At 55.1% G+C, this 23,747-nt stretch carries 21 protein-coding genes and 1 tRNA gene; 6 read left to right on the forward strand and 16 right to left on the reverse strand.

What is annotated here, in order from left to right; all coding sequences use genetic code 11:
* Nucleotides 1–196 precede the first annotated feature (196 nt).
* On the reverse strand, nucleotides 197–1,426 hold the full coding sequence (locus GW591_RS08210) for a LysR family transcriptional regulator (RefSeq protein WP_166860462.1): 1,230 nt from the start codon (nucleotides 1,424–1,426) through the stop codon (nucleotides 197–199).
* A 151-nt stretch (nucleotides 1,427–1,577) separates the two neighbouring features.
* Between GW591_RS08210 and galB the strand changes: the two genes are divergently transcribed.
* From galB to GW591_RS08230, 4 genes are read left to right on the forward strand one after another with little or no spacing between them, the layout of a single operon-like run.
* Nucleotides 1,578–2,324 (forward strand): 4-oxalmesaconate hydratase, encoded by a 747-nt coding sequence (gene galB / locus GW591_RS08215; protein WP_134706695.1) that lies wholly within the window; start codon nucleotides 1,578–1,580, stop codon nucleotides 2,322–2,324.
* Complete coding sequence (locus GW591_RS08220; RefSeq protein WP_013575974.1) at nucleotides 2,321–3,046, forward strand: 4-carboxy-4-hydroxy-2-oxoadipate aldolase/oxaloacetate decarboxylase; 726 nt, start codon at nucleotides 2,321–2,323, stop codon at nucleotides 3,044–3,046. The genes galB and GW591_RS08220 overlap by 4 nt, the downstream gene beginning before the upstream one ends.
* A 9-nt stretch (nucleotides 3,047–3,055) precedes the next feature.
* On the forward strand, nucleotides 3,056–4,180 hold the full coding sequence (locus GW591_RS08225) for a 4-oxalomesaconate tautomerase (protein WP_166860464.1): 1,125 nt from the start codon (nucleotides 3,056–3,058) through the stop codon (nucleotides 4,178–4,180).
* Complete coding sequence (locus tag GW591_RS08230) at nucleotides 4,173–5,057, forward strand: NAD(P)-dependent oxidoreductase (protein ID WP_166860466.1); 885 nt, start codon at nucleotides 4,173–4,175, stop codon at nucleotides 5,055–5,057. Before GW591_RS08225 ends, GW591_RS08230 begins: the two co-directional genes overlap by 8 nt.
* A gap of 268 nt (nucleotides 5,058–5,325) precedes the next feature.
* Here GW591_RS08230 and GW591_RS08235 read toward each other — a convergent pair whose 3' ends face one another.
* From GW591_RS08235 to GW591_RS08265, 7 genes are all read right to left on the reverse strand, one after another.
* Entirely contained in the window at nucleotides 5,326–6,282 is a 957-nt protein-coding gene (locus GW591_RS08235; RefSeq protein ID WP_166860467.1) for an oligopeptide/dipeptide ABC transporter ATP-binding protein, read from the reverse strand.
* Nucleotides 6,282–7,310, reverse strand: coding sequence for an ABC transporter ATP-binding protein (locus tag GW591_RS08240; RefSeq protein ID WP_013575978.1), 1,029 nt, complete (start codon nucleotides 7,308–7,310; stop codon nucleotides 6,282–6,284). Before GW591_RS08240 ends, GW591_RS08235 begins: the two co-directional genes overlap by 1 nt.
* Nucleotide 7,311: 1 nt before the next feature.
* Entirely contained in the window at nucleotides 7,312–8,223 is a 912-nt protein-coding gene (gene ddpC, locus GW591_RS08245) for a D,D-dipeptide ABC transporter permease (protein ID WP_013575979.1), read from the reverse strand.
* Between the two features lie 4 nt (nucleotides 8,224–8,227).
* Nucleotides 8,228–9,244 (reverse strand): ABC transporter permease, encoded by a 1,017-nt coding sequence (locus GW591_RS08250; protein WP_015690085.1) that lies wholly within the window; start codon nucleotides 9,242–9,244, stop codon nucleotides 8,228–8,230.
* A 61-nt stretch (nucleotides 9,245–9,305) separates the two neighbouring features.
* A complete protein-coding gene (locus tag GW591_RS08255) occupies nucleotides 9,306–10,886 on the reverse strand; it encodes an ABC transporter substrate-binding protein (protein WP_131637888.1) in 1,581 nt (526 codons plus the stop codon).
* 47 nt (nucleotides 10,887–10,933) lie between these two features.
* Nucleotides 10,934–11,515, reverse strand: coding sequence for a D-alanyl-D-alanine dipeptidase (gene ddpX / locus GW591_RS08260; RefSeq protein ID WP_013575982.1), 582 nt, complete (start codon nucleotides 11,513–11,515; stop codon nucleotides 10,934–10,936).
* A gap of 28 nt (nucleotides 11,516–11,543) precedes the next feature.
* Nucleotides 11,544–12,416 (reverse strand): MurR/RpiR family transcriptional regulator, encoded by an 873-nt coding sequence (locus GW591_RS08265; protein ID WP_013575983.1) that lies wholly within the window; start codon nucleotides 12,414–12,416, stop codon nucleotides 11,544–11,546.
* Nucleotides 12,417–12,810: 394 nt separating this feature from the next.
* Between GW591_RS08265 and GW591_RS08270 the strand changes: the two genes are divergently transcribed.
* Nucleotides 12,811–12,886 (forward strand) — tRNA-Asn (locus GW591_RS08270).
* A 263-nt stretch (nucleotides 12,887–13,149) separates the two neighbouring features.
* Here GW591_RS08270 and GW591_RS08275 read toward each other — a convergent pair.
* The 7 genes from GW591_RS08275 to GW591_RS08305 form a co-directional block, all read right to left on the reverse strand.
* Nucleotides 13,150–14,808 carry a glycoside hydrolase family 13 protein gene (locus GW591_RS08275; protein WP_166860469.1) on the reverse strand — a complete coding sequence of 553 codons (1,659 nt, stop codon included), beginning with the start codon at nucleotides 14,806–14,808 and terminating at the stop codon, nucleotides 13,150–13,152.
* Nucleotides 14,808–16,463 (reverse strand): glycoside hydrolase family 13 protein, encoded by a 1,656-nt coding sequence (locus tag GW591_RS08280; RefSeq protein WP_166860471.1) that lies wholly within the window; start codon nucleotides 16,461–16,463, stop codon nucleotides 14,808–14,810. Before GW591_RS08280 ends, GW591_RS08275 begins: the two co-directional genes overlap by 1 nt.
* A gap of 22 nt (nucleotides 16,464–16,485) precedes the next feature.
* Nucleotides 16,486–17,595, reverse strand: a complete 1,110-nt coding sequence (locus tag GW591_RS08285) for an ABC transporter ATP-binding protein (RefSeq protein WP_037034544.1) — start codon at nucleotides 17,593–17,595, stop codon at nucleotides 16,486–16,488.
* A 62-nt stretch (nucleotides 17,596–17,657) separates the two neighbouring features.
* Nucleotides 17,658–19,019: a family 4 glycosyl hydrolase gene (locus GW591_RS08290; protein WP_166860472.1), complete on the reverse strand. Its 1,362-nt coding sequence runs from the start codon at nucleotides 19,017–19,019 to the stop codon at nucleotides 17,658–17,660.
* A 35-nt stretch (nucleotides 19,020–19,054) separates the two neighbouring features.
* Complete coding sequence (locus tag GW591_RS08295; protein WP_166860473.1) at nucleotides 19,055–19,900, reverse strand: carbohydrate ABC transporter permease; 846 nt, start codon at nucleotides 19,898–19,900, stop codon at nucleotides 19,055–19,057.
* 2 nt (nucleotides 19,901–19,902) lie between these two features.
* The gene (locus GW591_RS08300) at nucleotides 19,903–20,883 is read right to left on the reverse strand and encodes a carbohydrate ABC transporter permease (RefSeq protein ID WP_013575989.1); all 981 of its coding nucleotides are present in this window, start codon (nucleotides 20,881–20,883) and stop codon (nucleotides 19,903–19,905) included.
* 36 nt (nucleotides 20,884–20,919) lie between these two features.
* Nucleotides 20,920–22,185, reverse strand: a complete 1,266-nt coding sequence (locus GW591_RS08305; RefSeq protein WP_119261760.1) for an ABC transporter substrate-binding protein — start codon at nucleotides 22,183–22,185, stop codon at nucleotides 20,920–20,922.
* Between the two features lie 122 nt (nucleotides 22,186–22,307).
* Between GW591_RS08305 and GW591_RS08310 the strand changes: the two genes are divergently transcribed.
* Nucleotides 22,308–23,243: a LysR family transcriptional regulator gene (locus GW591_RS08310; RefSeq protein WP_013575991.1), complete on the forward strand. Its 936-nt coding sequence runs from the start codon at nucleotides 22,308–22,310 to the stop codon at nucleotides 23,241–23,243.
* Here GW591_RS08310 and GW591_RS08315 read toward each other — a convergent pair whose 3' ends face one another.
* Entirely contained in the window at nucleotides 23,244–23,510 is a 267-nt protein-coding gene (locus GW591_RS08315; RefSeq protein WP_013575992.1) for a PTS transporter subunit EIIB, read from the reverse strand.
* Nucleotides 23,511–23,747: the final 237 nt, after the last annotated feature.

Below are 23,747 nucleotides of genomic sequence, written 5' to 3' on the forward strand. Positions count from 1 at the left end.
ACCTTGTCTTAAAAATTAGAGAATTCCCAATACTGACAGAGCCTGTAAAACGAGGGCGATCTGATACAGGTATTTTGTTTATACAACGAACCGGAATTCATCCTGTTTGTATTAAGGATAATAATGACCCAAAACCCAAAGCACATAACAACATCGTTCATATTTCACACACGATAATTACCCGTAATCAAAATTTTCATATGAAAATGGGGTTGCCACACACTTTTCTGATCTCCATCACCAGCGCCTCTGCGGCAGGTGAAAGCAGACTTCCGGCGCGGAAGGTCAGGCCAATGGCGCGGTGCGTATCGGCCAGATCCAGCGGCAGTTTAACCAGTTCGCCGGATTCAAGCTCATGCTCAAGCTGGCGGGCTGATACTGCTGCCAGCATGTCCGAACCGAGCAGCAGCCCACGCACAATCCCCAGATCACCGCTTTCCACCACCGGGTCCGGCGGCGGCATCCCCATGGCAGCAAAACTGTTATCCAGCAGGTGTCTTGCCGGGGTTTCAGCACGCGGCAACACCCAGCGCGCCTCGCGCAGAGTTTCCTGCGTGACATTTTCTGCCAGCAACGGATGTCCTTTTCTCGCCAGAATCACCATGCTTTCGGTAAACAATGTTTCTGTTGCCATATCAGCCGCATAATCACGGGATCTCAGCGCGCCAAAAATAAAGTCCACTTCCCCGGACCGCAGCTCGGACGCCAGTGCGCTGAAGGCACTTTCGTTGGTCACCACTTTCACGCCGCTGTAGCGCTGCGTCAGGCCGATAATCGCCTGCGGCAGTAAGCGCGTGCGCCCGAGTGGCAAAGCGCCAACCTGCACAGTGCCTTCCAGCACACCGCGACGGGCGGCAATGTCGGCGGGAATATGACGCAATTCATTAAGCGCACGACGCAGGTTCGGCACGATATCCTGCCCCGCAAGTGAAGGCATCATGCCGTGCGGGGTGCGTTCCAGCAGCGCAACACCGGCACCGTTTTCCAGTACTTTCAGCGCAGCACTGACCGCGGGCTGGCTGAGGCCGAGCAGCGTGGCGACCGTCTGCATATGCCGGGTTTTACACAGAGAGATAAAAATTTGCAGACGCCGGACGTTAAACAGATACAGCGGTTCGGTATCCCCGCGCCTTTGCCCGCTTTTGCCCTGTAATTTCGCCAGCTGTGAGGGGATCTGCCGCAATTCGGCAATCGCCCGTCGCGCACGCGGCAGCACGCATTTACCGAAATCCGTCAGTAGCATGCCGTTGGCATGACGTTCAAACAGCGGAACATCGAGGGACTGTTCCAGATCCCGTATCGCCCGTGTTACCGCAGATTGCGTGCGGTACAGCTCATCAGCCGCGCGGGATACACTTCCCTGGTCGACCACCTGACAAAATGCCCGTATTTGCATCAGGTTACTCAGCATCTCAGACTCTGCCATCCCCTTCTCCCTTCAGCTTTTTTTGCGTGACCTTTCCCTGCAATATAAATAAAACGCATACCCCCTGCAATCAAATGAATTACCCGTCGCAGACTCAGACTGACAGCATGGAACTCAGACTTTTTGAGAACAAAAAACCAAGGACATCTCCATGACTCAGCCAAAAAAAGAGAACACTAAAAGTGCATTAGTCGTCAGTGCCCACTCTGCCGATTTCGTCTGGCGTGCGGGTGGCGCCATCGCCAGACATACTCAGGCCGGTTACGCCGTGCACATCGTTTGCCTGTCGTTTGGTGAACGCGGTGAGTCTGCCAAACTGTGGCGCAAAGGCAATATGACCGAAGAAGTCGTGAAAGCATCACGCCGCGAAGAAGCCATGGCCGCCGCCGAAATCCTCGGGGCCAGTGTCGAGTTTTTCGATATGGGCGATTATCCGCTGCGCGCCGACAAGGAATCGTTGTTCCGTCTGGCCGATGTTTACCGCCGCGTACAGCCGCATTTTGTGCTGACCCATTCGCTGAAAGACCCGTACAACTACGATCACCCGATGGCGACGCATCTGGCACAGGAAGCGCGGATTATCGCGCAGGCAGAAGGCTATAAGCCGGGTGAAACCATTGTCGGTGCACCCCCGGTTTACTGTTTTGAACCACATCAGCCGGAACAGTGCGACTGGAAACCCGATGTTCTGCTCGATATCACTGATGTCTGGGACAAGAAATATCAGGCCATTCAATGCATGGCCGGTCAGGAACATCTGTGGGAATACTATACCCGCGTCGCCCAACAGCGCGGCGTGCAGGCCAAACGTAACGTCGGGATCACCAGCGCCAAAAACATCGTTTACGGCGAAGGCTATCAGAGCCTCTTCCCGCGAGTGACGGAGGATTTAGCATGAGTCTGGTCGGCAAAAAAGGCGTCGTGGTTCGCCATATTCCACGGGCAAATAAAGCAGATGTGTCGGCACTGGCGGCTTTTGGCGTGGCGACGGTACATGAAGCGCAGGGTCGCAAAGGCTTGCTGGATGCGGGCATCCGTCCGATACAGCAGGATTGTGCGATTTCCGGCAGCGCCGTCACCGTGCTCACCGCACCGGGCGATAACTGGATGTTCCACGTCGCCGTCGAACAATGTCAGCCGGGCGATATTCTGGTGGTTGCGCCAACCTCGCCCTGTTCCGACGGCTTCTTCGGCGATTTGCTGGCAACGTCACTGAAAGCGCGCGGCGTGGTCGGGCTGATTGCCGATCTCGGCGTGCGTGATACCAAAACGCTGCGCGATATGGGTTTCCGCGTCTGGTCACGGGCCGTTCACGCGCAGGGTACGATCAAAGAAACGCTCGGCTCCGTGAACGTGCCGGTTGTCTGCGCCGGACAGCTAGTGAATCCGGGCGATGCCATTGTGGCCGATGATGACGGCGTTGTGGTCATCCCCCGCCAAGAGGTCGCACAAGTGGCACAGGCCAGCCGTGAGCGTGAAGCGCTGGAAGAAAGTAAACGTGCCAGGATGGCAGACGGTGAACTCGGATTGGATATCTACAATATGCGCCCGCGTCTGGCAGAAAAAGGCCTGAAGTATTTCGATTCGCTGGAAGAACTGGAAAATGCCGCAAGGCGCTGAGGAGCCGATATGCCGCAGACCCGAATCCCCTGCCTGCTGATGCGCGGCGGGACGTCAAAAGGCGCATTTTTTCTGGCGGACGATTTACCGCACGAGCAGGCCTTACGCGACAATGTGCTGCTGGCGGCGATGGGTTCCCCCGATCCGCGCCAGATTGATGGCCTTGGCGGCGCCGATCCGCTGACCAGCAAAGTGGCGATTATCCGCCCTTCGGCACGCCCTGACGCCGACGTCGATTATCTTTTTGCGCAGGTTAATGTCGATAAAGCCGTGGTGGATTACGGACAAAACTGCGGCAATATCCTGGCTGCCGTTGGCCCGTTCGCCATTGAAAGGCAACTGCTGAGCGCGGTTGAAGGGATTACCCCGGTGCGGATCTTCATGGAAAACACCGGCCAGATTGCGACCGCGCATGTGCCGGTAAAAGAGGGTCAGGTGTGCTATCAGGGGGAGTTGCGCATCGACGGCGTACCGGGCACCGCGGCCAAAATCAGCGTGGAATTTGCCGATATCGCCGGTTCCAGTTGTGGCGCGTTGCTGCCAACCGGTAACGCCCGTGACACGTTTGACGGTATCGACGTCACCTGCATCGACAATGGCATGCCCGTTATTCTGCTGCGCGCCGCCGATTTCGGGTGCAGTGGTTATGAAAGCCGTGAACAGCTGGATGCAGACACGGAACTGAAAAAACGCCTCGAATCCATCCGCTTACAGGCGGGCCCGAAAATGAAACTCGGCGATGTCACGCAGCGCACCGTGCCAAAAATGACATTAATTGCCGAACCGCGAAATGGCGGTGCCATCTCCAGCCGGACGTTTATTCCGCATCGCTGCCACGCCTCGATTGGCGTACTCGGCGCGGTCAGCGTCGCCAGCGCCTGCCTGATCCCCGGCAGCATCACCGAAGGGCTGGCACATACGCCGTCCGGCAACACGCCTTTAATCAGCGTGGAACATCCGGCCGGGGAATTCAGCGTGGAATTACAACTCGATCCGACAAAAACAGGGGCAGAACGGCTGGCTGGCTGTGCCCTGTTACGTACCGCAAGGCTGATTTTTGAAGGCCGTGTCGCCATCCCCGCCAGCATCTGGGACGGTCATCAGGACGATCAACAGGGATCTCATCATGAATAACGTGACCCGCATTACCCTCATCGGCCTCGGCGAAGTGGGCACCATTCTGGCAACGGATCTGAAAAAGCAAAATCCGGCACCGGATATCGTGGCGTTTGATAAGCTGACAGATTCAGCGGTTATCCGGCAGCGCGCCCGTGACGCCGGAGTGCATTTTGCGCCGTCACTGGAAGACGCCGTGAAAGGCAGTCAGATCATTTTCTCCGCTGTGACCGCCGCCGAAGCGTTGAATGTGGCCGGTGCCGTCGCCCGGCATCTCGCACCCGGTCAGTTCTTTCTCGATCTGAATTCAGTTTCGCCGCACACCAAACGCGAAGCGATGGCGCTGATTGAGCAGGCGGGTGGCAATTACATTGATGTCGCCGTCATGGCCCCCTATCCGCCTGCAAGGCTGAAAACCCCGTTACTGCTGGGCGGCACACATGTTTACGCGATCAATGAATGGCTGAATGAAACCGGATTTAACAGCAAAGTTCACAGCAACACCGTCGGAGAAGCCTCCGCCATTAAAATGTGCCGCAGCGTGATGATCAAAGGCCTGGAAGCCCTGACCGCCGAATGCCTGAGTGCCGCGCGCCAGTACGGCGTTGAGCAAGAAGTGCTCGCCTCGTTGCACGCCAGCTTTCCGTCACTGGGCTGGGACGGACCGTTTCCGCACTATCTCATCAGCCGGATTGCGGAACATGGCAAACGCCGCGCCGAGGAAATGCGTGAAGTGGTGAAAACACTGGAAGACGTCGGCGTCGCGCCCAACCTGAGCCGGGGAACCGTACTTGCCCAGCAGGGGCTGGTGGATGCGCTGGCCGCGAAGGGGATCAGGTATTCGGATCTGGAGCCGTTTGACTGGGGGAGGACAGTAGATCTTTTACGAAAATAAGTTGTCCCTTTCTCACCTGACCGGAGGAGAAAACCGGTCAACTCCCTCCCCTGCGAAGGGGAGGGTTGGGGTGGGGTGGGGTATTACAGAGAAATCATAGCGTTGAAGTTTGCTTTGGCACGTTTTTACCCGGCGGATACTTCAACAATCGTTTCGCCATTAATACCCCCTCCCCGCCTCCCCCTTCGCAGGGGGAGGAGCTAAAACCAAACTCTGGTCAGATTTAACTGGCGTGCTTCCTTCCCTTCGCAGGGGGAGGAGCTAAAAACTACACCCGCTCCGGCATAACCCGATGACACCTCGCCACCACGCCGCCCGCCCCATGCACAAGATCCTGCGGCATCTGACAACCATCCCCGGCCAGCGGACAACGTTCGCGGAAGTAACATCCCATCGGCAGGTTACGGTTGCTGGGTAATTCACCTTTCTTATCGACTATCCCTTCATCAAGCTGACGACCGGCGCGCGGAACCGAATCCAGCAGCAGACGGGTGTAAGGATGTTGCGGTTCGGACAATACTTTTTCCGCAGTGCCCAGCTCGACAATTTGCCCGAGATACATCACCGCCACGCGGTCACTCATGTGGCGAACAACCGACACATTGTGAGAAATCAGCACATAAGTCAGGTTGCGCTGGCGTTGCAGTTCCACCAGCAAATTAAGGATTTGCGCCTGCACTGATATATCCAGCGCCGAGGTCGGCTCATCCAGCACGATGATGTCTGGCTCTGAAGACAGCGCACGGGCGATAGAAATACGCTGACGCTGACCGCCGGAAAACTCATGCGGCAGACGGTCGAGGTATTCCCTGCGGATCCCCACCTGCTCTGCCAGCGTCGCAGCCAGTTCACGACGCTCGCGGCTGCTGTTGTGTTTTTGCACGAACACCGGTTCGGTGATGATCCGCCAGACCGGCAGACGCGGATCCAGCGACGATTGCGGGTCCTGAAACACCATTTGCATACCGGAGCCGAACCAGGAATTGTCATGGCGTGCGCGGTGCACTTCTCCGCTGCTCGGCTTCTGTAAGCCCATCAGCAACTGCGCCAGCGTACTTTTCCCGCAGCCGGATTCCCCGACAATGCCTAACGTTTCGCCGCGAATAATATTCAGATCCAGCCCGTTCAGCGCGTGCACATAACTGGTGGGTTTGCCGCGCCAGTTATAACTGGCGGGGAACCGCACGCGCACATCCTGCAACTCTACCAGTGCCTCAGCCATCATCAGGAATGCTCCTCAATGCGTTGAATGTGGATTTCGCCGGCATAACGCTGCGGATGCCAGCAGGCAACAGATTGCTGCGGAAAATACGGCAACGAGGCCAGCGCCGGTGTCGCGATGCAGCGGTCATCGGCATGATTGCAGCGGCCACGAAACGCACAGCCCTGCGGCAGTTTGGCCAGATTCGGCACCGTGCCCGGAATGGCTTTCAGCAGGCTGCGCGGCTCGCCGTTTTCCGGCGCGGCCTGTAATAATCCGATGGAATACGGATGCGACGGCGTGTCGATCACATCCGTCGTATTGCCGCTTTCAATCACATGTCCGGCATACATCACATAAACCCGGTCGCAAAGCTGGGACACCACGGCCATATCGTGAGTGATAAATAACACGGCGGTTCCGCTGGCACGGGCTTTGCGCTGGAGCAAACGCAAAACCTGACGCTGCACCGTAACATCCAGCGCCGTGGTCGGTTCATCGGCGATAATCAGCTCCGGCTCGCAGGAAAATGCCATGGCGATCAGCACACGCTGACGCATACCGCCGGAGAGTTCGAACGGATAACGTGACATCACCTGCTCCGCATCGGCAATCTGCATGTCCTGCAGCAGGCCGATGGCTTTTTGCCACGCCTGTGCCTTGCTGAGTTTTTGGTGCAGACAAATGACTTCGCACATCTGACGGCCAATTTTACGCGTCGGATTCAGGGCGTTCATCGGCTCCTGGAAAATCATCGCCACGCGCGCGCCGCGCAATGTGCGCATCTGCTCCTCACTGGCGTGAATCACGTCGGTGCCGAGCATGCGTAACGCACCGCCGGTCACGGTAAAACCGTCAGGTGGCAGCAGGCGCATCGCCATCATCGCCGTGACCGATTTGCCTGAGCCGGATTCACCGACCACGCCGACGATTTCGCCAGCGTTCACTGAAAGCGACACCTGATTCAGCGCTTTCACTTCTCCGCCGTAAACCGGAAAGACCAGTTGCAGATTGTCGATTTCCAGTACCGGCGCCTGGGATTGTTCAGTCATTTCAGCGCCCTCTGCTTTTCGGATCCAGCAGGTCGCGCAGACCGTCGCCGAACAGGTTAAAACCGGTGGCGGTAATCAGAATTGCCACACCTGGAAAGGCTGAATACCACCATTGATCGAGAATATAATTGCGTCCGTTGGAGACCATCGCGCCCCACTCTGCGGTCGGTTGTTGCGCGCCCAGGCCGATGAACCCTAACGTTGCCGCCATCAGAATCGAGGTACCGATATCCAGAGAAGCCTGCACCACCAGCGGCGGCATCACATTGCGCAGCACGTGCCAGGTAATGAGATGCCAGCGTGACGCGCCGAACGTCCGCGTAGCCTGCATATAAGCCTGATGACGCAGCATCAGCGTCTGACCGCGCGCCAGCCGCACATAAAACGGAATGCGCACCACCGCAATCGCCAGCATGGCGTTAAACAAACTCGGCCCGAGCGCGGCGGCCAGCGCCATGGTTAATACCAGCGACGGCACCGACAGCATGATGTCCATACAGCGCATAATCAGCGCATCCACCACACCGCCGACCACGCCGGAAAAACAGCCAAGCAACGAGCCTGTCGTGCCCGCGATGATCACCACCGCCAGCCCGGCGGCTACGGATTGCTGGCTACCTATCAGCACACGACTGAACAGATCCCGCCCGACTTCATCAGTCCCAAACCAGTGCAGCGCGGAAGGTGCCTGCAAGCGGTCGGTCAGGCTGATGGCGTTAGGATCATGCGGCACCAGCCACGGCGAAAAGATCATGATGAAAAGCACAATCAGCATGATCGCCAGCCCTAACATCGTCAGCGGACTGCGGCTCAGCAAATAGAATGTGCGCCGCCAGTTGGCAAAGCGCGGTTTGACATCTGGCGCAACGATGTCGGCCCGATGATTATTGACACCCGGTTCAATCACAGACATTGGCTCACCCCTCACGGCCGATGCGCGGATCGATCCACACATACAGTAAATCGACGCATAAATTGACGATGACGTAGGCAAACGACACCACCACCGCAAAACCCATCACCGCCGGGAAATCCAGCGCCTGAATCGAATTCACCACGTACGCGCCCATACCCGGCCAGGCAAACACCGTTTCGGTCAGCACCGCGCCATACAACAAATCGCCCATCGCCAGCCCAAGCACGGTGACCGACGGGATCAGCGCGTTCGGCAAGGCGTGGCTCAGGATCACCCGCCAGCGTGACAACCCGTTAGCCCGCGCCGTCCGAATGTAGTCTTCACTCAGTTGCTCAAGCATCGCCGAGCGAATTTGCCGCGCCACGATCCCCATGTGTACAAACGCCAGCGTCAGCGCAGGCATCGCCAGATGTTGCAGGCTGTTCCAGAAGGCGTCCCGGTTACCGGTCAGCAGGGAATCGAGCACATAAAAGCCGGTGATATTGGCGGGCGGATCCATCCAGTCATCCAGCCTTCCGCCGCCCGGCAGCAGGTTCAGATGCCCGTAGAACAGGATGATGACGCCCAGTCCCAGCCAGAACGCAGGCGTGGAAATGCCGAGCACGGAAAGCAGACGCACCAGATGATCCGGAAATTTATTGCGGTACACCGCCGACAACACGCCCAGCGGAATGCCGAGCACAATCGCCAGAAACAGTGCGCTGACCGCCAGTTCCAGGGTCGCCGGGAAGAACGCTTTCAGGTCTTCGAGTACCGGACGACCGGTACGGATCGACGTGCCCAAATCGCCGTGCAACAAATCGCTGACGTAACGGAAAAACTGCACGTAAAGCGGCTGATTCAGCCCCAGTTGCTCACGGATATGTTCGACCATTTCATTACTTGCCCGATCGCCCGCCAGCAGCCGCGCCGGATCACCCGGGATCATATGCGAGATGATAAAAGTAATGACGCACACGCCCGCCATCACCAGTATCAGACCCCAGCAGCGCTGGCGAATCAGAGTCCAAAAAGTCATAGTTTTTCCCCGTAAAACCCCTTTCAGGTCGTGAAAGGGGTTTTCGTGAATGATATTGCGGTTATTGCTTATGCATCTGACCAACATTGAAGACTTGCTCAAGCATCGGGTTGAAAACAAAGCCTTTAACGTCTTTGTTCATCGCCACCTGATAGTTTTTCTGGAACAAATACACGTATGCCGCTTCGTCGATAACGATTTTCTGCGCCTGCTGGTAATAGTCGGTGCGCTGTTTCTGATCGGTCACTGACACGGCTTTTTTCAGCAACGCATCCACGTCAGGATTTGAGTAGAAGGAACGGTTACCGGGCAGGCCTTTTTTGTCGGACTCAAACCAGTAGTTCATAAACATGTACGGGTCGGCGAAGTCCGGGCTCCAGTTACCAATTGAGATGTCGTAATCACCCTGCCCGATGCGGTCACGCATGGTGGCGTTAGCCAGTTTTTCCAGCTTCACGTTAATCCCGGCCTGGCCGAGGCTGGCCTGCACGGAAAGCGCGATGGATTCCCAGTTCGGATCGTTATCGGAATACAGGAAGTCCAGCGTCTGCGGCTTGTCTTTGACTTTCTCCAGGTCAGCTTTGGCCTGCGTCAGATCTAAGGTGTATTGCTTCGCCGTCGGGTCGAAACCCCACATGCCATCAGGAATTGGCCCGCGCATTTGTTTGGCGTTACCGCCGAGAATGCCTTTCACCATGCCCTGATAATCCACGGCAGAAGAAATTGCGCGGCGTAAATCCACCTGATTCAGCGGCGTTTTGCCGTTATTGAGATACAGATAGGTCACGCGCAACGACGGGAATTCTTCCACGGCGACTTTATTTTCTTTTTTCAGGGCAGCCAGCTGGTCCATCGGCAGGGAATCGGCAATGTCCAGATCCCCGCGCGACAGTTGCAGGCGGCGGGTGGCGCTTTCACCGATAATTTTCACGGTCACACGTTTAAAGGCTGGTTTTGCGCCGCTGTAATGCGGATTGGGCACCAGCACCAGTTGCTGACCTTTTTGCCAGCGATCGAGTTTATAAGGGCCGGAACCGGCAGTATGTCCCGCCAGCCACGCCTTACCTTCATCGGCCGGATTGGCTTTGGCAATCGCCGGATTGACGATACCCGCGCCGTCATTCGCCAGCGTGTACAGGAATGGCGCGAACGGCGTTTTGAGCGTAAAGGTCACCGTCATCGGATCGACAACGGTCACCGTCATGTCTTTCGGGAAGGCTTCCGACGGCCCCTGACCGATTTTCATCAGTCGTTCGAACGACCATTTCACCGCATCGGCATTGACGTCGGAACCGTCATCAAATTTAGCGCCCGGCTTGAGTTTGAAGGTCCAGACCCGTTGATCCGGTGATGCCGTCCAGCTTGCCGCCAGATCCCCTTCAACCTGCGTCGAGCCTTTGCCGTCTTCGGTTTTATACTGCACCAGACGCTGATACGCCGGATACGTGACCGTCCAGTCGTTGTTGTCGATAGTCACCGCAGGATCCAACGTTTGCGGATCGGCTGCTTTACCAATCACCAGCATGTCTTTCGGCACGGCGGCCTGCGTGGCAAAACTTAAGCCTGACAAGGCGAGAAAAATGGCACCGGCGACCTGTGTTTTCGTATTTTTGCGGAACGTGTTGATTGCTGTGTTGCTCATCTGAGAACTCCTGGCTCTGTCAAAAAGTGATAAGAGACGTGCAATAATTACGCGGCATTAACCGGCGGATAGCAGCCGAACCGCTCTTCCAACAACGGATACGTTTTGGCATCCGGTAATTCAAAGTGCCACCACTCGCTGGTGATACCCTTAAAGCCACCCGCCGCCATCACGGCGTTAAGCAGCAAGCGGTTACGCTGAATATGTGGCGGTAAATCAGGGTAAAACGGATGCGATACTTCGGTCATTTCATCGAAGCCCGCGCCCATATCCACCGCCTCACCCTGCTCATCCAGCAAGGTCAGATCCACCGCCACACCGCGGCTATGGTGCGAACCGAGTCTGATATCCACCACATAATCCGGATTCGGAAACGCCGCCCACAAACAGGCCTGCGCCGCCTGCGGCCGGTAAGCGTCATAGATTTTCAACGTGAATCCGGCCAGTTTCGCGACTTCGTTACAACGAACCAACGCCGACGCGGCATCGGGATGCAGCAGGCAGAGGGATTCGCGATAAATCGGCTGACCGGTCAGGTTATCGGCGGTGGCATATTTCAGGTCGATCACCGCATCGGGCAGAATTTCAGCCAGATCGATCAGGGCAACATCAGGTGTTTTCGTATTCATCAATAAATCTGTCCGCTGGTTTAGAAATTCAGGATTCAAATTGTCCAAGCTGTTTTTGCAGGATGCGGTTATTCGCCAGGCGCTGTTCTACATCGTGACCGCGCAGTTCGAGCACCGCCGAGCACAACAGATTGAACAGGCAGCTTAGCGGCGCCATCGAGTCCCAGAACTGGCCGGTGTCGGTTTTCACCTGCAATAAATCCACCGGATAATCGCGCGCCCACGGACAGTAAATGTCGGTGATCAGTGCCACGTTCAGGCCGCGTTCACAGGCAGCTTCGCAATAAGTTTGCGCCATCTTCGAATAGGCACGGGTGTCGGTCACCACCAGATAAGGCTGCGCGAATTCCGAATTCAGGGATTCGACATAGGTGCCGGAAAGCCCGTCGGCGAAATAGACTTTTGGCCGTAAGTACTCGAGATAACTGGAGAAGTTGTTGGCAATGCCGCGTACCGACTGGATACCGAGAATAAACACCGCCTCCGCATCGGCCAGACGGCGGCTGACCTGTGCAAAACTGTCAGTTTGCGCCAGCTGATACACGTGATTAATGGCTTCGAGTTCGAGCGTCAGCGACTGTTGCAACTTTTCCTGCTGCGGCTGTTTGCTGCGTTCGCGATAAGCGCCCAGACGGTCGGTAACCACCCACGGCTGATATGATGTGCCGCTTTGCAGGCGCAGCGTTTGCTTGAAGTGATCGAGATTGCGATAGCCGAGACTGCGCAGATATCGCCCGACAGAAATGCCACTGGTCGCCGCGCTGCGCGCAATGCTGTCCGCCGTTTCAAACGGGATCTGTGCAAGATTTGCCAGCAGATAGCTGGCAATGCGTTTGCCCGTGGGTGTCTGCCCGGCAAACGAGGCTTCGATTTGTTCAATCACATCCTGCGCTGGCTGCATCAGTTAATCCCCTGTTGCTTCATTGTCAAAAAGCTAGCCGTTGTTAGTAAAATAACAATGCACGGGGTGTGCCAGTTTCGAAATATGAGTGAAATTTGTGCAGCAGATCTGAATTTATGACGATTTTATGGCCGGTGGCTGGCAAAAAACTTGCAGAATAACGGCCAGAATAAAACTTACCGATAACCCCTGCACAACAATCAGGCAACTTGTGAATACTTTTAGTGCAATACAGACGTGAAAAGGCGTGACGTACAGAAAAATGGCAGAGGTTTTAATCACTTTGCCTTAATAGTCAACAAGTTGAATATTAAGAAAGCAGTCAGACAACTTTTTTCGTTAACCCTTTGACATGCCCACAGGCAGTCGCTATTATTCGCCCCGTTCCAACGATTCCTCTGTAGTTCAGTCGGTAGAACGGCGGACTGTTAATCCGTATGTCACTGGTTCGAGTCCAGTCAGAGGAGCCAAATTAGAAAGGCCCGCTTAAGGAAACTTAAGCGGGCCTTTTGCTTTTTATGCGCCGGAGCCCCTGCCTGTATGGCGTTGAGGCAATCAGTGAGCATGAAAAACCTTCCCGATGCATTTTCAGTTTCCCCTCCGCACCGGGAAAATTTGGTGGTCAGATTTGGGGTCAGGTGAGTTCGATTCGGGTTGATACGGAACCAGGGCTTACCGGAGGTAAACCCTGCATTCTGGCTATTTGTGCGCAGAATATTCCCGCAGACAGAGCTTAACGTTGATAAATCCGTGTCTCATAGGGCCGTAAAATGTGCAGCGCTCCCTCCTCCTGATAGTTACCCAGTAGCAATTGCGCACCTTCCAGCACCAACTGTTGTGAATCAACCTCTTGTGGACAGGCGCTGAAATTACCGATCACCAGGATCTGCTGATTTTCCAGCGTACGCAGATAGGCGTAAATATGGGGGTCGGAAGGCAACAGGAGTTGATAGTTCCCCTCAATCAGCGCTGGCATCTGCCGCCGCAGGCGGATCAGCGCACGATAAAAATTCAGAACGGAATGGTTATCTTCGCGCTGCTGCGCGACGTTGATTTCGCGGTAATTGCTGTTTGCAGGAAACCAGGGCGTCACGGAGCTGAAACCGCCATGAATGCTGTGATCCCACTGCATCGGTGTACGTGAGTTATCGCGCCCGGTACGGCTAAGAATTGCCAGAATGTCTGACTCCTCCATGCCCTGTCTGCGCATTTCACTCGCACGTTTTCTTGCGGCAACATCGTCAAAATCATCCAGGCTGGCGAAATGCGTATTGGTCATGCCGAGCTCCTGTCCCTGATAGATAAACGGCGTTCCTTTCATCAGGAAGTACATAGCCGCAATGGCAGTCGCACTCTCACGATGATAGTTTTCCGCGTCGCCCCATCCTGACACCACGCGGGGAAGATCATGGTTCTCGACGTATAACGCATTCCAGCCTTTATTTTCCAGCAGCGTCTGCCAGCGCGTGAAAATATCTTTTAAGCCCATCAGATCGAGGCCAGACTGCGCTTTAGTGTGTTGACCGTCCTGCCACAGCTTTACGTGCTCAAACTGAAAGATCATGTTCAGTCTGCCGCGCTGCTCACCAACCCATTCTTCGCCCTGTTCAGCGGTGACGCCGTTCATCTCACCGACGGTAACAATGTCGTAGCGGCTGAGTACCTGTTCACACATGTCATCGACGTAATCGAGCAATCCGTCATAATTCAGATGGCGTTCGAACGAAGGCACATAAGGGAGTCCCTGCGGATTAGGCATGTCACTGAATGCTGGCTCTTTTTTCATATGGCAGATAGCATCAATTCGGAAGCCGTCCACGCCTTTATCAAGCCACCAGCGCATCATGGTGTAAATGGCCGAGCGCACGCCGGGGTTCTCCCAGTTGAGATCCGGCTGCCTTTCAGAAAACAGATGTAAAAAGTACTGCCCGGTGGCCGCGCTATATTTCCAGGCGGACCCGTTAAAAATGCTCTCCCAGTTATTCGGCTCCCCACCCTGTTTACCGTCGCGCCAGATGTACCAGTCGCGTTTCGGATTATCGAGGGAGGAACCCGACTCCACAAACCAGAGATGTTCATCAGAAGTATGATTAACAACCAAATCAATAATCAACCGCATCCCGCGCAGATGAACCTGCTTCAGCAGGTGGTCAAAATCGGCCATCGTGCCGAATTCTGCCATGATTTGCTGGTAATCGCTGATGTCGTAGCCGTTGTCGTCGTTGGGTGACTGATATATCGGACAGATCCAGATCAGATCGATCCCCAGATCCTTAAGATAATCGAGTTTTTCAGTTATGCCGTTAATATCGCCAATACCATCGCGGTTGCTGTCTTTGAAGCTGCGTGGATAGATCTGATACGCCACGGCCTCTTTCCACCAGTTTGCCATCAGAGACTCCCGATTAATAAAGCAAAAGATTCATAGGGTTGCAGTTGTAAACGCGCACCCAGTTGCTCACGTGGCGCATAGTTACTGATCAGGCACTGGCCCTGCAACGACTGCAGGTTGTCCGGCACGTCAAGCGTCAGGGGTTCACGGGTGAAATTATTGATCACCACCAGCGTCTGGTCGCCCGACGTGCGTAACCAGGCAAAAACCTGCGGATGGCTGTTGAAAATCTGCCTGAAGTCGCCGTGAACCAGCAGCGGTTGTTGCTTACGCAGCGCCACAAGTTTCTGGTAGTGGTAAAAAACAGAGTTGGGATCGTCAAGCGCCGCCGCCACGTTTATCTGTTTATAATTGGGATTCACGTCAATCCAGGGCTGTGATGTTGTAAAACCAGCATGCTGACTGCTGTCCCACTGCATCGGCGTTCGGGCGTTATCGCGACCGTTGGCGTGGATCCCCCTCATCATCTCTTCGTGACTGACGCCTTCGGCCACCCGTTCCTGATACAAATTCAGACTTTCAATATCCCGATAGTCGTCAATACGCGGAAAACGCACGTTGGTCATGCCAATCTCTTCGCCCTGATAAATGTAAGGCGTGCCTTTAAGGCAGTGGAGCGCTGTGGCCAGCATTTTTGCCGACTCGACGCGATACTGACCTTCATCGCCAAATTTGGAAACGGCGCGTGGCAAATCGTGATTGCTCCAAAACAGCGAGTTCCAGCCGCGGTGGGCTAACGCTGTCTGCCATTTGTCGATAACAGCCTTGAAATGCAGCAGATCAAAGGGCTTGTTGCGCCACTTTCCATGATGTTCATCCCAGAAAAGCCTGACGTGCTCAAACTGAAAGACCATCGTCAGTTCCTGCCGCGCTTCGGCGCTGTAAAGCAGTGCATCTTCCGGCGTTGCACTCCACGTCTCACCAACGGTTATGCTGCCGTACGGGCCAAAGGTGGCGCGGTTCATCTGATGAAGATAAAGATGCAGATTTTTACCGTTTGCCATGATCTGTTGATCGACATCTTTGCCGATCAGGTCAATAACATCCATTCTGAACCCGCCGATACCACGCGCCAGCCACCGGTTCATCATCGCGTGGATGGCGGCACGTACGTCGGGATTTTCCCAGTTGAGATCGGGCTGGCGCGTTGAAAACTGGTGCAGATAATATTCCCCACTGGCCTTATCCAGTGTCCAGGCGCTGCCGCCAAAATGGGAACGTTGATCATTGGGCGGTCCGCCGTCAGCAGCCGGTTTGCGCCAGATGTAGAAATCACGGTAAGCACTGTTTTTTGATGTCAGCGCATCAATAAACCACGGATGCTCATCGGAGGTGTGATTGACAACCAGATCCATCAGAATGCCGATATCCCGTGCTTTTGCTTCCGCGATCAGATGCTCCATTTCAGCCATCGAGCCAAAAATATCGGCAATATTCTCGTAATCGGAGATGTCATAGCCGTTATCGTCCATCGGCGAACGATAAACCGGCGACAGCCACAGCATATTGATGCCGAGCTGCTGCAAATAGTCGAGTTTACTGATGATGCCGTTGAGATCACCGGTACCGTCACCGTTACTGTCCATAAAGCTGCGCGGATAGACCTGATAAACCACGGCATCCTTCCACTGCTGTGCGCTGTGCATATCACTCATGACTTTCTCTTCCCTAAACGGATTAATGATTCATGGTCAGATGGCGATGGAACGCCCGACCGTGACTGTCGAACAGGTAACAGCGCTCCACCGGCAGCCGCACGCCAACGATCTCGCCAACCTGAATGGCTGAACGTTCTGCGTGACGGACCACCCAGGGTTCACTGGCATTGCCGTTATCCAGATACAACAGGGTTTCGTTGCCCATCTGCTCAACAAACATCACCTCTCCCTGATATTCACACTCTTCCCGATTGCCGCTGCGAATATGTTCCGGGCGAATACCCAAGTTCACGCTGCGGCCCTGTGCCGCTGCCGGCGTGGCAACAGGCAGAACCAGCGCCTTGCCGTTATCCAGCTCGACCACGCTTTGTTGTTCACCCGCCTGGCGCAGCGTGGCAGGAAGCAGATTCATCTTCGGCGAACCGATAAACTGCGCCACAAACTCATTGGCAGGTTGGTCGTACAGCTCCAGCGGCGTGCCCACTTGCTCGATGTTGCCCTGATTGAGCACCACAATACGGTCGGCAAGCGTCATCGCCTCGACCTGATCGTGGGTGACATAAATAATGGTGACGCCCAGACGTTTGTGCAGGGCCGACACCTCCATGCGCATCTGCACGCGCAGGGAAGCGTCAAGGTTTGAAAGCGGTTCGTCGAACAGGAACAGGCGGGGTTCACGGACGATGGCACGGCCAATCGCTACACGCTGGCGCTGGCCGCCGGACAAGTCTTTTGGCCGTCGCGCCAGCAGGGGTTCGAGCTGTAAAATACGTGCGCACTCACGCACGCGCTGGTCGATTTCGGATGCCGGATGGCGCGCAAGCTCCAGCCCAAACGCCATATTCTGATAGACGCTCATGTGCGGATAGAGGGCATATGACTGAAATACCATGCCAATGCCGCGTTCTGCTGGCGTGTCATCGTTCACATAGTTCCCGTCGATATACATGCCCCCGCCACTTATCTCCTCAAGCCCGGCAATCATCCGCAGTAGTGTTGACTTGCCGCAGCCGGAAGGCCCGACGATCACCACAAACTCTCCGCTTTTAATGTGCAGATCCAGCGATTTGATGACCTCTGTCTTTGCACCATAGCGTTTTTGAATCTTGTCCAAGGTCAGTTGCGCCATATTCCCCTCCGAATCCATGATGTTGTTATGCCGGAAGCTCCCGGCATCAATAGAGTCTGTCTTTATTTCAGATAGTTAAGCCATGGGCTCTGACGAGAAATCATCACATCCACCAGTTCTGGAATAGCACGGCATTTGTTGTTCACCGGGTCAACCAGCAGTGCCTGAATCACCAGATCGCGGGCCCCTTCAAGGATGGCCTCCGCCGTCAGGTCGTGGATGGCAACCTGATTACTGAGTAACCCGCCGATACCGGCCGGGACATCGATCTTGATCCCATGTACACCTTTCCGGTCAATAATCGCAGGCACTTCCACGGCGATAAACGCTGGCAGTTGTTTGATAAATCCGCGGTTCGGAATGTTGACGGCGGCCTCCTCATAGCCTGAGTCGGTCAGAATTCCCTCGATGACGGGCACCACGCGCTCCTTCAACTTAAGCTCAATCTTCGGCTGCACCTCACCGAGGTAGTTACGATAGAAAGTATAAAAGTCGAGAATGCCGCGATGATCGCTGACCTCGCCCGCCCAGCTGATGTATTCGCCAAAATGGCTGTCGCCGGTGATAGGCAGGTGGTGAAACTTCTCAAGGATTTCTTTGAATAACGTACGGTCTGCCCAGGGATACGAGCTGTCTTTGCCGCCGAGCGCATGACGTTCGGTGCTGCCTTCGGTTTCCACCCACTTACCGTGGGAGCGGGTATACGCCAGGATGTCGCTGTAACCCGGCAAAGTCGCGAAATAGTCCGGGGCTTTGGTCCTGACGTCGGCATACGCGTCTTTACCACTGTCTTTATACCGGGCTTCTAACAGCACGCTGAAGTGGTTGAGGCCACCCGAACGCAGATTCAGATTATCGAAGGAGGTTCCCAGCATTTCAGGCAGATAGCGCTCAAGGGACGCTATTTCGTGACACATGCCGACAAAATTCAGCTCAGGGAAGGCACGATGCACGGTGGTACAAATGCGGCTCATCGGATTGGAATAATTAAATATCCAGGCGTCAGGGCAAATGTTGGCCACGTCGGCGCAGATGTCCAAAATAGGCGGAATAATACGCAGCGCATGGAACAATCCCCCCGGGCCGCCGTTCTCGCCATAGACCTGCTGAATGCCATACTGCTGCGGGATCTGCCAGTCAAGATCCCACAGGGCAAAACGATCGCCCACCTCAATCGAGATAATCACAAACCCGGCACCGCGCAACGCCGTGGCACGGTCAGTGGTCGCACTGACGATAAAGGGGAGATCTTCTTTTGCCAGGAAATCACGGGCCGTCTTTTCCGTTACCGCCAGCGAGGCCGGATTGATGTCATGGAGTACGATTTCACTGCCGTACAGCGCGGTGCTCTGGAAAATGTCACCCAGCGTATCGTAACCAAACTGCGCACTGCCTGCGCCCACTAGAACAATTTTTGTAGCCATATTATTCGGGTCTCCTGACGATACTGATTGAGGCATCAGCCTTTGACTGCGCCGTTGGTTAATCCACTGACAATGCGTCGCTGGAAAATAAGCACCAGCACCACAATGGGAAGCGTGACGATGACTGAGGAAGCCATGATGGCGCCCCATGGAAGTTCGAATTGGGAAGATCCTTGCAACATACTGATCGCCACGGGAACGGTTCGCTTGTCGCCGGAAATCACAAACGTCAGAGCAAACATAAATTCATTCCAGGCGCCGATGAACGCCAGCAGTCCGGTCGTCACCAGCGACGGCCCCATGATGGGCACAAAGATACGGCTGATAATGGTCCAGGTGCTGGCACCATCGACGATTGCCGCTTCTTCCAGCTCGACGGGAATCGCCTTCATAAAGGTGGTCAGCACCCAGATTGTGAAGGGTAATGAAAAGGTGGTGTAGGACAGGACCAGCGCGCCAAGCGAGTCATACAATCCCATAAACCGCACCAGCTCAAACATACCTGACAGCACAGCCACCTGCGGGAACATGGACACACAGAGAATGGTGAACAGCAGATACTTTCGCCCTGTAAAACGAATGCGCGACAGCGCAAAAGCAGCCGTGATTGACACCAGCAGACACAGACCAACAGTGAGCGTTGCCACCACCGCCGAGTTAAAGAGGCTGCGGGCAATGCCGTTATCCATCAGCGCGGTCACGTAATTCCCCCAGTTCATTTCATCGGGCAACCAGATCACGGTGAACAGATTTGCCCCCGAACGTAGCGAGGTGATAACCGCGTAGTAGAACGGGAACAGGCAGATCAAACAGGCAAATGCAGATCCTGCAAAAATCAGTGAACGCTGTGCGAGTTTTTGCTGCTGACGATTCAGTTTCATGATTATTCCTCTCCATTGCGGCGGCGACCCAGCATCAGGAAGCAGGCTGCAATCCCTGCCACCATCATGAATACCAGTACCGACGCGGCGGAACCGGATCCCATCTCCTGATAACTCACCAGCAAATCTCGTGCATAACCCGACACCGACACGGTGGCTTCACTGTTGGAGGTCAGGATATAAATCAGATCAAACACCCGTAGCGCATCCATGACGCGGAAAATCAGCGCGACGATCATTGCCGGCATAATCAACGGCAGTGTGATTCGACGAAAACGCTGCCAGGTATTGGCCCCGTCAATCCGCGCCGCTTCATACAGATCGCGCGGAATCAGCTGCAACGCGGCCAGCAGCATCAGCGCCATAAACGGTGTGGTTTTCCAGACATCGACGATGACCACCGCCCACATGGATAACCCCGGGTCTGCTACCCATGCCAGCGGGGAGTGAATAACCCCAAGCCTGAGCAACAGATTGTTCACCACCCCATACTGGTCATGGAACATCCAGCTCCACATTCTGGCGGACACAATCGTCGGGATCGCCCACGGCACCAGAATGGCGGTTCGCACCAGCCCCTGACCGCGAAACTTCTGGTTCATCAGCAAGGCAAGCAGCATGCCGAACACCAGTTCAAGCGACACCGACATCACACTGAAACGCAGCGTGTTACCAACGGCCTTCCACCACAGCGGATCGGCCAGGACGCCGTAATAATGGGCACCGTCGGCCAGGTCAATGTAGTTGGTGAGGCCGACAAAACGGTAATCATCGGGCGAATCCAGCATGGCATCGGTGAAGCTGTAAAACAGTGTGCGGAACAGCGGCCAGCCTGCAACGGCGGCCAGTAACAGAAGAGATGGCGCCACCAGCAGCCAGGCGATACGGCTGCGGCGTAGCTGATAACCGGGCTTACTGCGCTTCACCGCGCGGCTGCCAACGTTATCGTCAGGAAGTGATAGTGAGGGTGTTTCTGGCTTCATGCGTCAAACTCCGGACCGTTAATGGGGACGCTGAACTCAGCGCCATCCTCTGGCTTTAATTCTCTCCAGCCGCTGCTGCAACTCTGCCACTGCGGTCGCCCCGTCGCTGTCGCCACGCAGCACGTTGTAAGTTGCGTTATAAATCGCTTTGGAGACCTGCGCGTACTGGCGTTTGGTCTGCGATGCAGGGCGAGGCCTGGCCAGCAGGAAGATCTCTTTAAACTCGGCGAGATAGGGTGCCTGCGCCAGGACGTCAGGATCGTCATACAGCGCGGTGCGCGACGGCGCCCTGCCCATCAGCGTCAGCCCTTTCTTCTGTGATTCGGCACTGCTGACAATTTTTAACAGCGCCAGCGCGGCTTTCGGATTTTTGGTGTAAGCGCTGATCGCCCAGTGCCAGCCGCCCATGGTGCTAACAGAGGTGCCGTCCTCGCTCCGGGGTAACGGAATGACGCCGACTTTGCCACGGATCGGGCTGCTGCGGTCTTGCGCCAGCGTGTAGGCATAAGGCCAGTTGCGCATAAACAGGGCATCACCGTTCTGGAAGACCGGACGGGACTCCTCTTCCATGTAACCTAATGCTCCCGGTGGAACGATTTTCCCGATCCATGCCGCGGCCATATCCAGCGCCTGTGCGGCGCGTTGATTGTTGATGGTGATATTGCCGTTAGTATCAATAAAACTGCCGCCCTTCTGCGACTCCACCCACTCCAGCGCATTGCAGGTCAGCCCCTCATAGGCTTTGCCCTGAAACACCAGCCCCCAGAAGTTTTGATGTCCCGCTTCACGCTCACCTTGTTGAACCAGCGTGGCAATACGCGTCAGCTCGCTCCAGGTCACAGGCGGCTTTTGGCCGTATTTCGCCAATAAATCTTTGCGATAAAACAGCGCGCCTGCATCCATGTAAGCGGGAATAGCTTTGACACGACCGTTAACGATGTCGTTTTGGAACGCGTTCGGAAAAAAATCATTGCGGATATCACTGACGCTATCTGTTAAATCCAGCAGATGTTTATCCAGCACACCGATCCAGACGGTGTCGGCCAGGAAGAGATCGATCGCGCCCGAATCTTTGGCGGCAAATATCTGTTGAAACAACGACAATTTTTCATTCGAGGCAGGTGGAAGATCGATAAATTCCAGCGTGTGGCCGGTCTGCGCTTCAAACTGCTGTTTAATGTCGTTACAGAACTGACGACTTTCCTTGCCAGGCGGACATTCCATACGCAGGGTGTCGGCATGAACCAGACTCGATGTCAGGGTCAGCGTGGCTGCAACCAGTCCCGGGATTACTCGTCTCATGGCTTACTCTCAGGTCGTGGCGGGAATACCGTCATAGGAGGAAAATAGCGAAGCGGAGACATTGGTGGAAATTGATTTTCACTGCTAAGGTATACAAATTATCTATACCACCTGGGAAATGTGTGATCTTGGATAAAATTCTGCGGCAGTTTATCGAAGTGGCGATGTTCAAAAATGTGAGTCATGCAGCAAACAAACTTTGCCTTAGTCAGCCGACACTTACGCATAATATGAAGAAGCTGGAGGAGAATCTGGGCGTGCAACTGCTTGTGCGCACCTCAACGGGCGTGAAAACGACCGAGTACGGCGATCTTTTGCTGGAGCAGGCGCAGATGATGCAGCGTATTTATGAAAATACGCTGAGTAAACTGGCGCTTATCAAAGCGCGTCAGGTGCAGAGTTTGCGGATGGGCACCGGGCATGCCTGGTGGCACATGTTTGTACGCGACAGTTTCAACACTTACCGCACGCTGCATCCCACGGTAAATATCCATATCGATCAGGGAAATCACCTGCGACTGATGGACTTACTGCTTGGCGGTGATATCGATCTCTTTATCGGGCATGAGATTCAGGGGCTGAATTCCAGGGCAGGCATCACCTTTGTGCCGCTGTTCAGCGTCACCGACAGCCTGTTTGTCCGACGCGGGCATCCGTTAGGCAACAACGTCATCGACCCCTTCCAGCTGCAAGACTATCCTTGCGTTGAACTGACGCCGGATGAAGGGCGTTTTCAACACATGGTCGAGGACATGCAACCCAAAAGGCTGGCGCGCAACCAGATGCATCTTGAAGATAGGGTGATCTGGTCAACTAACTCGATGATGGCGGCGATAGACATGGTCAATGATTCCGACGCCATCATGCTGAGTTATCCGACGTGCATGGCGGACTACTTTGCGCGTTACGGCATTATACCGCTGCAAACCACGCAACAAAGCCCGCGCTATAACGTGGGCTTTTATATGATGCGGGAGAAGATGGATGCGGCGCACGTGGTGCAGATGCAGGCATTGATGCAAGAGCATCTGGCGCGGGTCAGCCACCTGCTGGTCTGACTATTTTTGAGTTAACGCCGTCAGCGCCTGATACAGCGACCGGGTATTGCCCGGTCCGACCACCAGATGATACTCCGTGTCGCATTGTGGTGTTTCTACTTCAAGTACAGCCCGAATGGCCTCCGGTGCTTCTAATGCCTGCCTGTCGAGCAGGGAGGCATCGCGTACCTGCATCCGGATCCTACTGGCACAGTAGGTCATTTTAGTGAGGTTATCCGCGCCGCCAATTGAGTGAACAACTAACGCTGCCAGTTGTTGGGTTTCCATATTCTCTCCTGATAGCCCTTAATGTTTCCGCAGCAGCATAAGTCTGACGTTCAACAAAGTGAAATCGATTTATTCGCAAGCGATATAGACGTTGTCTATATCTTTACGGCAGGGTCTCTGCCATTGAATACCTCAGGCATTTCCAGTTTTCCCTCCGCTCCGGGACAATCATCCCCTCCCGGATGGGGGTTTAACGCTGACAATCAATAAGCGCGACGTAACGCCGCGCTTTGATTT

Origin of the sequence: Rahnella aceris (assembly GCF_011684115.1) — a bacterium.
GTDB classification, from domain to species: domain Bacteria; phylum Pseudomonadota; class Gammaproteobacteria; order Enterobacterales; family Enterobacteriaceae; genus Rahnella; species Rahnella aceris.